Annotated in this window: 12 protein-coding genes; all 12 read right to left on the minus strand. The window is 63.7% G+C overall.

The features are described 5' to 3' along the window. Nucleotides 1-11: 11 nt before the first annotated feature. A complete protein-coding gene (locus B7X65_RS08475; RefSeq protein ID WP_293593849.1) occupies nucleotides 12-788 on the minus strand; it encodes an enoyl-CoA hydratase in 777 nt (258 codons plus the stop codon). Between the two features lie 55 nt (nucleotides 789-843). Further along, a complete protein-coding gene (locus B7X65_RS08480; RefSeq protein ID WP_293593850.1) occupies nucleotides 844-1,653 on the minus strand; it encodes a thioesterase family protein in 810 nt (269 codons plus the stop codon). 27 nt (nucleotides 1,654-1,680) lie between these two features. Beyond that, a complete protein-coding gene (locus tag B7X65_RS08485) occupies nucleotides 1,681-2,577 on the minus strand; it encodes an alpha/beta fold hydrolase (RefSeq protein WP_293593851.1) in 897 nt (298 codons plus the stop codon). Between the two features lie 154 nt (nucleotides 2,578-2,731). Then, complete coding sequence (locus B7X65_RS08490; RefSeq protein WP_293593852.1) at nucleotides 2,732-3,931, minus strand: acetyl-CoA C-acyltransferase; 1,200 nt, start codon at nucleotides 3,929-3,931, stop codon at nucleotides 2,732-2,734. 42 nt (nucleotides 3,932-3,973) lie between these two features. Next, complete coding sequence (locus tag B7X65_RS08495; RefSeq protein ID WP_293593853.1) at nucleotides 3,974-4,483, minus strand: DUF4442 domain-containing protein; 510 nt, start codon at nucleotides 4,481-4,483, stop codon at nucleotides 3,974-3,976. A 142-nt stretch (nucleotides 4,484-4,625) separates the two neighbouring features. Then, the gene (locus B7X65_RS08500) at nucleotides 4,626-7,034 is read right to left on the minus strand and encodes a 3-hydroxyacyl-CoA dehydrogenase/enoyl-CoA hydratase family protein (RefSeq protein ID WP_293593854.1); all 2,409 of its coding nucleotides are present in this window, start codon (nucleotides 7,032-7,034) and stop codon (nucleotides 4,626-4,628) included. A 102-nt stretch (nucleotides 7,035-7,136) separates the two neighbouring features. Continuing rightward, the gene (locus B7X65_RS08505) at nucleotides 7,137-7,571 is read right to left on the minus strand and encodes a DUF2147 domain-containing protein (RefSeq protein WP_293593855.1); all 435 of its coding nucleotides are present in this window, start codon (nucleotides 7,569-7,571) and stop codon (nucleotides 7,137-7,139) included. Nucleotides 7,572-7,617: 46 nt separating this feature from the next. After that, on the minus strand, nucleotides 7,618-9,414 hold the full coding sequence (locus B7X65_RS08510; RefSeq protein WP_293593856.1) for an acyl-CoA dehydrogenase C-terminal domain-containing protein: 1,797 nt from the start codon (nucleotides 9,412-9,414) through the stop codon (nucleotides 7,618-7,620). Nucleotides 9,415-9,439: 25 nt separating this feature from the next. Further along, nucleotides 9,440-10,204, minus strand: a complete 765-nt coding sequence (locus B7X65_RS08515) for a TetR/AcrR family transcriptional regulator (protein ID WP_293593857.1) — start codon at nucleotides 10,202-10,204, stop codon at nucleotides 9,440-9,442. A 147-nt stretch (nucleotides 10,205-10,351) separates the two neighbouring features. Beyond that, on the minus strand, nucleotides 10,352-11,200 hold the full coding sequence (locus tag B7X65_RS08520; RefSeq protein ID WP_293593858.1) for a fumarylacetoacetate hydrolase family protein: 849 nt from the start codon (nucleotides 11,198-11,200) through the stop codon (nucleotides 10,352-10,354). Nucleotides 11,201-11,237: 37 nt separating this feature from the next. Next, nucleotides 11,238-11,984, minus strand: a complete 747-nt coding sequence (locus tag B7X65_RS08525) for an SDR family NAD(P)-dependent oxidoreductase (protein ID WP_293593859.1) — start codon at nucleotides 11,982-11,984, stop codon at nucleotides 11,238-11,240. Next, on the minus strand, nucleotides 11,981-12,724 hold the full coding sequence (locus B7X65_RS08530; RefSeq protein ID WP_293593860.1) for an SDR family oxidoreductase: 744 nt from the start codon (nucleotides 12,722-12,724) through the stop codon (nucleotides 11,981-11,983). Before B7X65_RS08530 ends, B7X65_RS08525 begins: the two co-directional genes overlap by 4 nt. Between the last annotated feature and the right edge of the window lie 15 nt (nucleotides 12,725-12,739).

Raw genomic sequence — 12,739 nt, forward strand, 5'->3', positions numbered from 1 at the left:
CCAGTTTTGCCTCAAACCCCGGAGAAATCCGGCTTGCGCTTTTGCATGAAGGCGCCGAAAGCTTCGCGGGCGGCCGGCTCCTTGAGCATGCGGCCAAAACTCACCCCTTCTTCGGCCATGCGCTCGGCCACCATTCCGGCCTGGCCTTTTTTCATCAGTCGCTTGGTTTCCACCAGCGAGCTCAGCGGTTTGGCCGCGAGTTTTTGCGCCTGGCGCTGCGCCAGCGCGTTGGCTTCGGCGGGTGGCACGATGCGGTTGATCAGGCCCATCTCGAGCGCCGACTCGGCCATGAAGGGTTCACCCAGCAGCAGCGCCTCGGCCGCGCGTGCGTAACCCATCAGCTGCGGTGCCAGAAAGCTCGACGCCGCTTCCGGGCACAGGCCCAGGTTCACAAAAGGCATGGAAAACGCAGCGTTATCGCCGGCATAAACCAGATCGCAGTGCAGCAGCAGCGTGGTGCCTATGCCCACCGCGGGCCCACACACGGCAGCCACCAGCGGCTTGGGGAAGGTGCTGATGCCGCGCAGGAAGCGGAACACCGGCGACTCGTGGGTGGCGGGCGGGCCATTGAGGAAATCACCGATGTCGTTGCCGGCCGAAAAAATGCTTTCGTGGCCCTGGATCACCACCACGCGCACGGCCGCATCGGCATGGGCAGCGTCCAGCGCGTCGGCCATGGCAGCGTACATGGCCGAGGTGATGGAGTTTTTCTTCTCGACCCGGTTCAGTGTGATGGTCATCACCGCGTTGTCGGTATGGACCAGGATGTCTTGGGAGGATGCGCTCATTGGAATTCCTGAAGTGTTGTTGCTGAGGTTGTGGGGATGATGGCGGGCGCCACCCTCATTCCTTGTAGTAGACGACCTGGTGTGTGGTCACCAGCAATTGACCGGCCTCGTTCCACAACTGCGCCGTCTGGTCGAAATAGCCGCTGCGAAAGGCCTGGGCCTGCGTCTGCCCCAGCAGGTAGCCGCTACCGGTGGCCTGCAGCAGGGCTGTATCGGCATGGTAATACACCGTCATCGACACCGTGCCTACCGGCACCAGCAGCGGTCGGCGGCGCCAGACGCGCGGATAAAACACATCCGACAGCGCCGTGAGCGAGGCGAAATCCAGCGGCCGGGGCGGGTCGTCGCGCAGCCACAGCAGGGTGCGGCTGGCGCCCTGGTCGGCCCCGTGCCATTCGGTGGGAATCGCGCCCTCGGCAAAACGCATCTCATAACGTTGGACCCACTCAACCCGGGTCGGGCCATCGGCCCGGGCGACATCGGCGGGGGCCGCGACGGCCGGCATGGCGTGTTCGTCGGTGCCCCAGGTGTCGCGTCGCAGGCCGAAAAAGGCGGTGCCGGTCAGCACCGTCTCGCCGTCCTGTTGCATCTCGATCACCCAGTGCTGGGTCGAGCGGTTGGTGCGCGCGGGTCGAGCGCTCACGGTAAACGGCCCGTCCGCCAGCGCGGCGGCGAAGTTGACAGTCAGCGAAATCGGATCCCCCAGGCGCTGCGGATGCTGCAGCACGGCATTCAAGGCCTGCGCCGCCGTGACGCCGCCGAAGGGCCCGACCATGTTGGCATAGGCGGCGCTGGTGTGACCGAGAAATGTCCCGTCGGCCTGCGCCTGCAGGGCCACCGCGGTATCAAAAGGATGAAAACTCATGGTCGGAGTATGCCGCCGCCGTCGGTCTCAGGCAGTCGTGCCGGGGACGCCAGCCACCGGACGGGCCTGGCGCATGTGCTCCAGAATCTGCACCGTGTGCGGCCACAGGTTCTGACGGAACTGTTGCCTGAAAAAACCGAAATGGCCGATGCGCTTGACGCCCAGCTCGCCCGGCGTGATGCGCTCAAAACTGCGCGAGGCGCCGCTGTACAGGTTGATCAGGTTCTGCGTGCCGCGCCAGGTCATCAGTTCATCGTCGGTGATGGACAGCGCCTGCACCGGAAACCTGGCCTGCGCATAGGCCAGACGCGCGCCTTCGCCTTCGGCGCCCACGCTGTAAAGCGGGTTCAGGCACCATTTTCGCCACTGCAGCATCACGCCGGCCGGCAGGTCGCCGACTTTCTTCAGTTTGCGTCCCGGGAAATAGCCGCACAGGCGTGTGGCCAGCGGCACCAGCACGTACCAGAAGTACAGCACCATGCGCTTGAGTTGCGGTGCGTTGTCGCGCCAGTAACCGCTGCCGGCGGCAATGCTGACCAGGCCGTCGACCTGGTGCTGGTTTTTCAGAAAACCCGGCAGTTGCGCGCCCAGGCTGTGGCCCAGCAGGTAAAGCGGCGCATCCGGCAAGGCGGCCTTGGCCGAGGCCACCACCGCGTCGTAGTCGCTGGCCCAGTCGAACAAATCGGCCTGGAACCCGCGCAGCGAGCCATCCGGCGTACCCGGCAGCGACTCCCCGGAACCGCGGTAGTCAAAGGTCGTGACCCGGAAGCCCTGGCCCGACAACCACTCGGCAAACGGCGCGTAATAGTCCTGCCGCACGCCCATCGCGCCGCCAATGACGACGCTGGCCCGCGCAAGCGTGCCGGCCTCGTAAACCCGCAGGGCGAGTTGGGAAGTGCCCGATTCCAGAACCTGCTGTTGCATGATTTTTCCTCCAACAAACCACAATGCCTTTACGGCGTAGCGAGCGGGATGCAGTGCGAGGCGCGGGTGCCCGAAGAAAACCGGAGCGACCTAAAGGGTCGTGAGGATTTTCTTGGGGCTGCAACGACGCAATGCGCCCGCGCAGTAGCCGCTACTACACCCGTTCGAAGATGCCGGCGGCGCCTTGCCCCATCCCCACACACATGGTCACCATCCCGTACTTCAGCTGGTGCCGGTGCAGCGCATGGATCACCGTGGCGGCACGAATCGCGCCGGTGGCGCCCAGCGGATGGCCCAGCGCAATCGCGCCGCCCATCGGGTTGACTTTGGCGGCGTTCAGGCCCAGCGTGTTGATGACCGCCAGCGACTGCGCGGCAAAAGCCTCGTTCAGTTCAAACCAGTCGATGTCGTCCTGCTGCAGGCCGGCATAACGCAAGGCCGCGGGAATCGCCTCGATCGGGCCTATGCCCATGATGTGCGGCGGCACACCCTTGGCGGCGTAGCTGACAAAACGCGCGAGCGGCTTGAGGCCGTGTTCCTTGACCGCTTTTTCACTGGCCAGGATCAGCGCACCGGCACCGTCCGAAGTTTGCGAGCTGTTGCCCGCCGTGACTGAGCCGCGCGCGGCGAACACTGTCTTGAGTTTGGCCAGGCCTTCGAGCGAGGTGTCGGGGCGCGGGCCTTCGTCCAGGCTGACGGTGCGGGTTTTGCTGATGACTTCGCCGCTCTCCAGATCCGGCGAACGGTCGGTGACCTCGACCGGCGTGATCTCGGCGGTGAACTCGCCGGCCTGCTGCGCCTTGATCGCCTTCTGGTGCGACTCGACCGCAAACTGGTCCTGCGCCTCGCGCGAGACCTTCCATTGCTGCGCGACCTTTTCCGCCGTCAGACCCATGCCGTAGGCAATACCGATGTTCTCGTCGTTGGCAAACATGGCTGGCGACAGTGAGGGCGAGTTGCCCGACATCGGCACCATGCTCATGCTTTCGGTGCCTGCGGCAATCATCACATCGGCCTCGCCGACACGGATGCGGTCGGCCGCCATCTGGATGGCGGAAAGACCCGACGCGCAAAAGCGGTTGACGGTGATGCCGCCGACGCTGGTCGGCAGGCCGGCCAGCACCGCGCCAATACGCGCGATGTTCAGGCCCTGCGGGCCTTCAGGAATCGCACAGCCGCAAATGAGGTCTTCGATCGCTTTGGGATCCAGCGTGGGCACCTGCGCGAGCGCAGCGTGCAGCGCACGCACCAGCAGCTCATCGGGGCGGGTGTTGCGGAAAAACCCCCGGTGCGAGCGCCCGATGGGCGTGCGCGTGGCGGCGACGATGTAGGCTTCCTGGACTTGTTTGGCCATGATGTTTTCCTTTTTTGATTCTTCAGCGATTGATTGCGCTGTTTAACTTTTACGCGGGCCGGAGGGAATCCAGGCCCAGACAAATTCGCATTCGACCGGGTTCACCCCGGCCTCGTCGGTCACAGTGACGGACACCGTCACTTCGCCCTTGTCGCTGGCCTGCATGGCGGCGCGCTGCTCGTCGCTCAAGGTGGCCACGGCGCGCAGTGCGCCGGTGGCGCGCTTTTTGAACGCCATCTTCAGTTCCTTGGCCAGCGGCGTGCAGTCATCACGCACATTCATGCCGACCACCATGCCGGTGGCGGTTTCCGCCAGCAGATTCATCGCCGAAGCATGGATGCCACCAATGTGGTTCTGCACCTTCTTCTCGTTCTTGACGCCGATCTCGACCCTGCTGACTGTCATCTCCAGAAAGTCCAACCCCGCCGTGCCGGTGAAAGGTACGGCGCGGTGCATCACCAGGCCACGGCACCAGGTGCGCGCAAAAGCCGGCACGTCGGACAGCCGGTTCAATTGGCGTTCGAGGCGATTGGGGTTGTTGTGTGTGGTCATAAAGTTGCGGTTCGTGATTGAAAAAGCGTAGCGAGGAGGCATCAGGCTAGGCGCGGGCGCCCGGAAGCAACCGGAACGTACTTCTGTACGTGAGGATTGATTCTGGGCTGCAACGACGCATGATGCCTTCGCAGTAGCTTTATCAATTACGAAGAGGTTTGCCTGTGCTCATCATTCCCATGATCCTCTCCTGGGTCTTGGGGTGCTCGAGCAACGAACAGAAGGCCTTGCGCTCCAGCGTCATCACGTATTCCTCGGTCACCAGCGAACCGGCATCGACATCACCGCCGCAGACCACGTTGGCGATCAGGCTGGCAATGTGGAAGTCGTGCGCGCTGATGAAGCCGCCGTCGCGCATGTTGACCAGCTGGCCCTTGATGGTGGCCAGGCCGCTGCGGCCGACCACCGGGAAAGGCCGCTTGTGCGGTGCGCGGTAGCCGGAGGTGAACAGCGCGCGCGCTTCGTTGAGCGCCACAAACAACAGCTCGTCCTTGTGGGGCACGATCACATCGCTGTCGAGCAGGTAGCCGATCTTGCGGCTCTCGATGGCGCTGGTGCCGACCTTGGCCATGGCCGCAGCGGTGAAGCCTTCGGTCAGGAAAGGCAAGATGTCCTTGCCGGTGGACGTTGCCGCATTCTCCGCAGCGCGGCGCGCAATATAGGTCAGGCCGCCGGCACCGGGCACCAGGCCCACACCGACTTCGACCAGACCGATGTAGCTTTCCATCGCGGCCACGCGTTTGGCCGAGTACACCGCCATCTCGCAGCCGCCGCCCAGCGCCAGGCCGCGCACGGCCGACACCACGGGAACCGCCGCATAACGCAGCTTGAGCATCACGTTCTGCATCTCGGCCTCGGCGCCTTCCACGGCCGAGACACCGGCCATCATGAAGGCCGGCAGCATGGCCTGCAGGTCGGCACCGGCCGAGAACATCTCGTCGTTCGACCAGATCACCAGGCCCTTGTAACTTTTCTCGGCGAGGTCCACGCCCATCGCCAGGCCTTCGACCACATCGGGGCTGATGGCGTGCATCTTGGTCTTGATGCTGGCGATCAGCACATCGCCCTGTTCGCCGGCCAGCGTCCACAGACGGATCGCATCGTCTTCGTGCAGCGTCGTGCCGGCGGTCATGAAGTCGGGCAGTGCCTCGCCCAGCAGTTTTTCAGGGAAGTGCTGGCGCTCGTAGACGGGAAGCGCGCGGCGCGCCACAAACTTTCCGGCCGAAGCGCTCCAGGAGCCCTGCGCCGTGTGCACGCCGCCGGCCTCGGCGACCGGGCCCTTGAACACCCACTCGGGCAGCGGCGCCTTGCACAGCGCCTTGCCCGCGGCTATGTCTTCCTGGATCATCGTCGCGACGGCCAGCCAGCCGGCTTCCTGCCACAACTCGAACGGGCCTTGCTTCATGCCGAAGCCCCAGCGCATGGCCTGGTCGACATCGCGCGCGTTGTCGGCAATGGTAGCCAGATGCACGGCGGCATAGTGAAAGCTGTTGCGCAGGATGGCCCAGAGGAACTGGCCCTGCGGTCCTTCGGCGTTGCGCAGCAGGCGCAGGCGCTCGGCTGCCGGCCGCTTGAGCATGCGGGTGTACACCTCGTCGGCCTTCTGGCCGCCGGGCACGTACTCCTCGCTGTCCAGCTCGAAGCGCAACACGTCGCGCCCCACCTTCTTGTAGAAACCGGCCCTGGACTTCTGGCCCAGGTTGCCCAGTTCCAGCAGTTTTTTCAGCACCTCGGGCGTGCCGAAGCTGGGGTAGAACGGATCGCTCTTTTCGTCCAGGTTGTCCTGCAGGGTCTTGATGACATGGGCCATGGTGTCCAGGCCCACCACGTCGGCGGTGCGGAAGGTACCGCTGCTGGCGCGGCCCAGTTTCTTGCCGGTCAGGTCATCGACCACGTCGTAGGTCAGGCCGAAGTTCTCGACCTCTTTCATCGTCGCCAGCATGCCGGCGATGCCGACGCGGTTGGCCACGAAGTTGGGCGTGTCGTGGGCGCGGATCACGCCCTTGCCCAGGCCGCTGGTCACAAAGGCTTCGAGGTCGTCGAGCACCCGGGGATCGGTGGTCGGGGTGTTGATCAGCTCGACCAGCGTCATGTAACGCGGCGGGTTGAAGAAGTGGATGCCGCAAAAACGCGGCTTGATCGATTCCGGCAATGCCTCGCTGAGTTTGGTGATCGACAGGCCCGAGGTGTTGCTCGCAACGATGGCGCCTTCACCGATGAAGGGCGCGATCTTGTGGTACAGGTCCGTCTTCCAGTCCATGCGTTCGGCAATCGCCTCGATGATCAGGTCGCACTCCTTCAGAACATCCATGTGCTCCTCGTAGTTGGCCTGCTGGATCAGGGCCGCGTCTTCGGGCACGCCCAGCGGTGCGGGCTTGAGCTTTTTCAGGCCTTCGATCGCGCGGCTGACGATGCCGTTTTTCGGCCCTTCTTTGGCGGGCAGGTCAAACAGCACCACCGGCACCTTGAGGTTGACCAGATGGGCAGCGATCTGCGCACCCATCACGCCGGCACCGAGCACGGCGACTTTTTTGACTTGGAAGCGGGACATGGTTTCTCTTTCTTTTCTATTCCGTTCGGGCTGAGCTGGTCGAAACCATGGGCGATTTCGTGAAGCCCCTTCGACAGGCTCAGGGAGAACGGATGTTGATGGTTACGGAATACGGACCCAGGTCTGGGTGCGGCCGAAGGGACCGAACGAGCCCCGAACTTCAAGCTTTTTGCCGCCTTCGGCAGGCGTCAGACGCAGCGTGTAGTTGCGGCCGTTTTCGGGGTCCAGGATCTTGCCGCCCTCCCACACCTCTTTGCCTTCGGCCTTTTGGGCGCCGCGGATGATCTCCAGGCCAAGAATCGGCTTGTCCTTGCGGTCATCGCTGCACTTGTCGCAGACGTCGTCAGGCTTGACGTCCTTGCCCAGGCGCGTGGCGATCCTGCCGCTGAGCACACCGGCGCTCTCGACAATCCGGATCTCGGCCCTGGCCTCGCCGGTCTTGTCGTCCACGTTGCGCCACAGGCCGACCGGTGTCATCTGGGCCAGGGCCGGGACGGCCATCGCTCCCAAAAATATAGCTGTCAGCGCACGGTACATATGGGCTCCAGGGCTAAAAGGCATACAAAAAAAAGACGTCAACCGGTCAGGCCAGCGCGGCGTCCGTATCCATCAGCGCCTTGCTGCCGCTGCGTGCGGTGCGCATCAGCGTTGCGGTCTCGGGGAACAGCTTCGCGAAGTAAAAGCGCGCCGTCTGCACCTTGGCCAGATAGAAGGGGTCGGCATTGCCGGCGGCGATTTCGCGCAGCGCGGTTTGCGCCATGCGCGCCCAGAAGTAGCCAAACACCAGGTGGCCGGCCACGCGCAGGTAGTCCACGGCCGCTGCGCCCACTTCGTCAGGGTTCTGGAAGCCCTTGAAACCCAGTTCGGTCGTGAACTTGGTCATCTGGTCGGCCAGGTAGGCCAGCGGGTTGATGAACTCGGCCATCTTCTCGTTGACGCCTTCCTCGGCAATCAGGGCGCCAATGATCTTGCCGAATTTCTTCAGCGTGGCGCCGTTGTTGCCCAGCACCTTGCGGCCCAGCAGATCCAGCGACTGGATGGTGTTGGTGCCTTCGTAAATCATGTTGATGCGGTTGTCGCGCACAAACTGCTCCATGCCCCATTCCTTGATGAAACCGTGGCCACCGAAAACCTGCATACAGGCGTTGGTGGCGATGTGGCCGTTGTCGGTCAGGAAGGCCTTCACGATGGGCGTGAGCAACGCGACGATTTCGCCGGAATCCTTGCGGACCTTCTCGTCGGGGTGGTGCAGTTCCTTGTCGAGCAGCATGGTGCAGTAGATCGCCAGCGCACGGCCGCCCTCGGCATAGGCCTTGGCGGTCAGCAGCATCTTGCGTACATCGGGGTGCACGATGATGGGGTCGGCCGGCTTGTCCTTGGCTTTCACGCCCGACAGGCTGCGCATCTGGATGCGGTCCTTGGCGTAGGCCAGCGCGTTCTGGTAGGCCACTTCGGTCAGGCCCAGCGACTGGTTGCCGACGCCCAGGCGGGCGGCGTTCATCATCACGAACATGGCGGCCAGGCCCTTGTTGGGCGCGCCCACCATGGTGCCGACGGCGCCCTCGAGCACGATTTGCGCGGTGGCGTTGCCGTGGATGCCCATCTTGTGCTCCAGGCTGCCGCAGTAAATGCCGTTGCGCGAGCCGATGGCGCCGTCTTCCCCGACATTGAATTTCGGCACCAGGAACAGGCTGATGCCTTTGCTGCCCTGCGGTGCATCGGGCAGGCGGGCCAGCACCAGGTGCAGGATGTTTTCGGTCATGTCATGCTCGCCAGCGCTGATGAAAATCTTGTTGCCGGTGAGTTTGTAGGTACCGTCTGCCTGTGGCTCGGCTTTCGTGCGCAGCAGGCCCAGGTCGGTGCCGCAATGCGGCTCGGTCAGGCACATGGTGCCTGTCCACTCACCGCTGACCAATTTTGGCAGGTAGAGCTTTTTCTGCGCGTCCGTGCCGTGGGCATGCAGCGCCTCGTAGGCGCCGTGCGACAGGCCGGGGTACATGGTCCAGGCCTGGTTGGCGGAGTTCAGCATTTCGTAGACGCACTGGTTCACGACAAAGGGCAGGCCCTGGCCGCCGTATTCGGGGTCGCAGGACAACGCCGCCCAGCCGCCTTCGACGTACTTGGCATAGGCTTCCTTGAAGCCCCTGGGCGGGGTCACCTCGTGCGTGGCCTGGTCCAGCTTGCAGCCTTCCGTGTCGCCGCTGATGTTCAGCGGAAAGGTCACTTCGGCGGCAAACTTGCCGGCTTCCTCAAGCACGGCGTTGATGGTGTCCGCGTCCACATCGGCGTGTTTCGGCAGGGCCTTGAACTCGTCGGTGACCTTGAGCACTTCGTGCATGACGAACTGCATGTCGCGCAGTGGCGGGTTGTATTGAGGCATGGAAAGGTCCTTAGATGGGAAGGGATTAAACGGAAGAAGCGGAGGAAGCGGAAGAATCAGGCACCGGCCGGGCGCTGCCGCCCGTCAGTGATGCAGAGGTGATGGGTGGCGCCAGCGCGCCGGCGGCGTCGCTGCCGTAACGCGCCAGGATGCTCTGGAAGGCGCGCAATGTCCGGTCGATGGAACCGGGCGTCTTGAGGAAGCGGGCTTCGTAATGCAGGGCCAGGATCAGGCCGTGGATCTCGAAGGCGATCTGGCGCTCGTCGGCGTCCGCGCGCAGGTGGCCGGCCTCCTTGGCCAACACCACCGCACGGTACATGGCCGCCAGCCAGGTCTGCACCGAGGTGGCGAGCGCGTCGCGCACCGGGCCGGGCCGGTCGTCAAATTCGACAGCACCGCTGATGAAGATGCAGCCCGACTGCAGCTCGACCGCGACGCGTTTCATCCAGTTGCCGAACAGGGCCTGCACACGCGGCAGGCCTTTGGGCTCTTTCAGCGCGGGGTAAAAAACCTCTTCTTCAAAACGCGCGAAATACTCGCGGATGACCGAGATCTGCAATTCTTCCCGCGAGCCAAAGTGGGCAAACACGCCCGACTTGCTCATGCGCATGACTTCGGCCAGAGCGCCAATGCTCAGGCCCTCCAGCCCGATCTGCGTGGCCAGTCCGAGGGCGGCATCCACGATGGCCGCCTTGGTCTGCTGGCCTTTTTGCATGCCGGCATGCGCTGCACGACCACTTTCCCGGGGACCCGGGCGGGCTGTCTTGACAGGAAGTTCGGTAACGGACATGGAAAGCCAGACAAAAAAGAACGACCGTTCTATTTTGCAGCATTTCCATGCCCCCGTGCCAGAGACCGGGATATCTAGAGAAGTTTTTCTAGGTCACCCAAGGGTAAACCCTTGTTTTTACCCTGTTACAGCAGCGTCTCGGCTGGTTCAAAGCTTGAAGGGAACCACCATCTGGCGCTGCTCGCCCAGGCCTTCAATGCCCAGGGTCATGACGTCGCCCTTTTTCAGGAACAGGGGCGGCTTCATGCCCATGCCCACGCCGGGCGGTGTGCCGGTGGTGATCACGTCGCCCGGCATCAGCGTCATGAACTGGCTGACATAACTGATGATTTTGGCCACGCCGAAAATCATGGTTTTCGTGCTGCCGGTCTGCGCCCGCTGGCCATTGAGGTCCAGCCACATCGCCAGCTTTTGCGGGTTCGGCACATCGTCGCGCGTGACCAGCCAGGGGCCGATCGGACCGAAGGTGTCGCAGCCCTTGCCCTTGTCCCAGGTGCCGCCGCGCTCGATCTGGTACTCGCGCTCGCTGACGTCGTTGATGGTGCAGTAGCCGGCCACAAAATTGAGCGCATCCTTCTGCGAGACATAACGCGCGCGGGTGCCGATGACCACGCCGAGTTCGACCTCCCAGTCGGACTTGACCGAACCCTTGGGCAGCATGACCGGGTCGTTGGCCCCCTGGATGCAGGTGGTGGCCTTCATGAACACGATGGGCTCTTTCGGAATCGGCAGGCCCGACTCGGCCGCGTGGTCGGCATAGTTCAGGCCGATGGCGATGAACTTGCCGACACCGGCGACCGGGCTGCCCAGACGCGGCTTACCCTTGACGAGCGGCAGGTTCGCCGTCTTGAGCTTGCGCAGTTTGGCCAGCGCGGCATCACCGAGCTGGTCCGGGCCGATGTCGGTGATCACGCCGCTCAGGTCGCGCAGTTTGCCCTCGGCATCAATGAGACCTGGTTTTTCCTTGCCAGGGTTGCCGTAACGAACGAGTTTCATGGTTTTTCCTTTTTAAAAAGAGAGGGAAATGGGGCGCTCAATAACTGGAGCGGCCGCCCGAAAGATCGAACACCGCGCCGGTCGAAAACGAACACTCTTCGGTGCACAGCCAGACCACCATGGCCGCCACCTCGTCGGGCGTGCCGAAGCGGCCCATCGGTATTTTCGACAGCATGAAGGCAATGTGCTCCGGCGTCATCTGGTCAAAAATGGCGGTCTTCACGGCAGCCGGCGTGACGCAATTGACGCGCACGCCGGTATCGGCGAGTTCCTTGCCCAGCGACTTGGTCAGCGCAATCACCCCCGCCTTGCTGGCACTGTAGGCGCTGGCATTCGGGTTGCCGTCCTTGCCGGCTACCGAGGCGATGTTGACGATGCGGCCGTAGTTGTTGGCGCGCAGGTGCGGTGCCCATTCACGGCAGCACAGGAACAGGCCGTTGAGGTTGACGGCCATCACCTGCTCCCACGCGTCGACCGGGTAGTCCCAGAGCTTGACGTTGGGGCCGGTCACGCCGGCGCTGTTGACCAGCGCATCGACCTTGGTAGCCAACAACAACGTCGCCTGGACCGCGGCGCGCACCGAGGCATGCTGCGACACGTCCACCGCCACCGCCGAGGCCCGCGGACCCAGCGCGGCGGCCGCCTGCCTTGCCGCCGCTTCGTCGCGGTCCCACAGCGTGACGTTGCCGCCGGACTCGATCAGCCGCTGCGCAATGGCGTAGCCCAGGCCGGTGGCGCCACCGGTGACCACCGCGTGCCGGCCCTGGAAGTCGAGCTCATTCATATGGTCATGCCGCCATCGATGTTGTAGTGCTGGCCGGTGACAAACGCCGCTTCGTCGCTGGCCAGGAAGGTCACGACCGGTGCAATCTCGTGGGCTTGCGCGAGCCGGCCCATGGGCTGGCGGGCAATGAAATTCCTGCGTGCTTCCGCCGGGTCCTCAAACACATTGATGCGGTCCTGCAGCGAAGGCGTATCGACGGTACCGGGGCAGATGCAGTTGCAGCGTATGCCCTGCATCACATAGTCGGCCGCCACGCTTTTGGTCAGGCCGATCACCGCCGCCTTGGATGCGCCATACACAAAGCGGTTGGGCAGCCCCTTGATGCTGACGACGCTGGCCATGTTGATGATGCTGCCGCTGCCCTTGCCGCCGTTGTTCGCGAGCATGCGCGGCAACGCCGCCTGGATGGTCCAGAACTGCGAACGCACATTGAGGTTGAAGGCGAACTCCCACTCTTCGTCGGTGGCCTGCAGGGCCGTGCCGGCGTGCACAAAACCCGCGCAGTTGAACAGCACATCGAGCGCGGGCATGTCAGCGATGACTTTGCGGATCGCCGCCTTGTCGAGCACGTCGAGCGCCACGGTGTGGATATTGGGCATGCCCGCATAACTGTCCAGCAGCTTCGCATTGACGTCGGTCGCCCAGACCTGCGCGCCTTCTGCCGCCATGGCCAGCGCGCTGGCCTTGCCTATGCCCTGGCCGGCGGCGGTGATCAGTGCGGTTTTCCCTTGAAGTCTCATGTGTTTTCCTTGGTT

It is taken from the genome of Polaromonas sp. 39-63-25, from assembly GCF_002278925.1.
Lineage (GTDB): Bacteria > Pseudomonadota > Gammaproteobacteria > Burkholderiales > Burkholderiaceae_C > Polaromonas.

What these genes read in the sequence shown, in the direction of transcription:
- B7X65_RS08520 (WP_293593858.1), bottom strand. Translation starts at nt 11,200, where the DNA reads ATGAAACTCGTTCGTTACGGCAACCCTGGCAAGGAAAAACCAGGTCTC.
- B7X65_RS08500 (WP_293593854.1), bottom strand. Translation starts at nt 7,034, where the DNA reads ATGTCCCGCTTCCAAGTCAAAAAAGTCGCCGTGCTCGGTGCCGGCGTG.
- B7X65_RS08515 (WP_293593857.1), bottom strand. Translation starts at nt 10,204, where the DNA reads ATGTCCGTTACCGAACTTCCTGTCAAGACAGCCCGCCCGGGTCCCCGG.
- B7X65_RS08525 (WP_293593859.1), bottom strand. Translation starts at nt 11,984, where the DNA reads ATGAATGAGCTCGACTTCCAGGGCCGGCACGCGGTGGTCACCGGTGGC.
- B7X65_RS08480 (WP_293593850.1), bottom strand. Translation starts at nt 1,653, where the DNA reads ATGAGTTTTCATCCTTTTGATACCGCGGTGGCCCTGCAGGCGCAGGCC.
- B7X65_RS08475 (WP_293593849.1), bottom strand. Translation starts at nt 788, where the DNA reads ATGAGCGCATCCTCCCAAGACATCCTGGTCCATACCGACAACGCGGTG.
- B7X65_RS08510 (WP_293593856.1), bottom strand. Translation starts at nt 9,414, where the DNA reads ATGCCTCAATACAACCCGCCACTGCGCGACATGCAGTTCGTCATGCAC.
- B7X65_RS08490 (WP_293593852.1), bottom strand. Translation starts at nt 3,931, where the DNA reads ATGGCCAAACAAGTCCAGGAAGCCTACATCGTCGCCGCCACGCGCACG.
- B7X65_RS08485 (WP_293593851.1), bottom strand. Translation starts at nt 2,577, where the DNA reads ATGCAACAGCAGGTTCTGGAATCGGGCACTTCCCAACTCGCCCTGCGG.
- B7X65_RS08505 (WP_293593855.1), bottom strand. Translation starts at nt 7,571, where the DNA reads ATGTACCGTGCGCTGACAGCTATATTTTTGGGAGCGATGGCCGTCCCG.
- B7X65_RS08530 (WP_293593860.1), bottom strand. Translation starts at nt 12,724, where the DNA reads ATGAGACTTCAAGGGAAAACCGCACTGATCACCGCCGCCGGCCAGGGC.
- B7X65_RS08495 (WP_293593853.1), bottom strand. Translation starts at nt 4,483, where the DNA reads ATGACCACACACAACAACCCCAATCGCCTCGAACGCCAATTGAACCGG.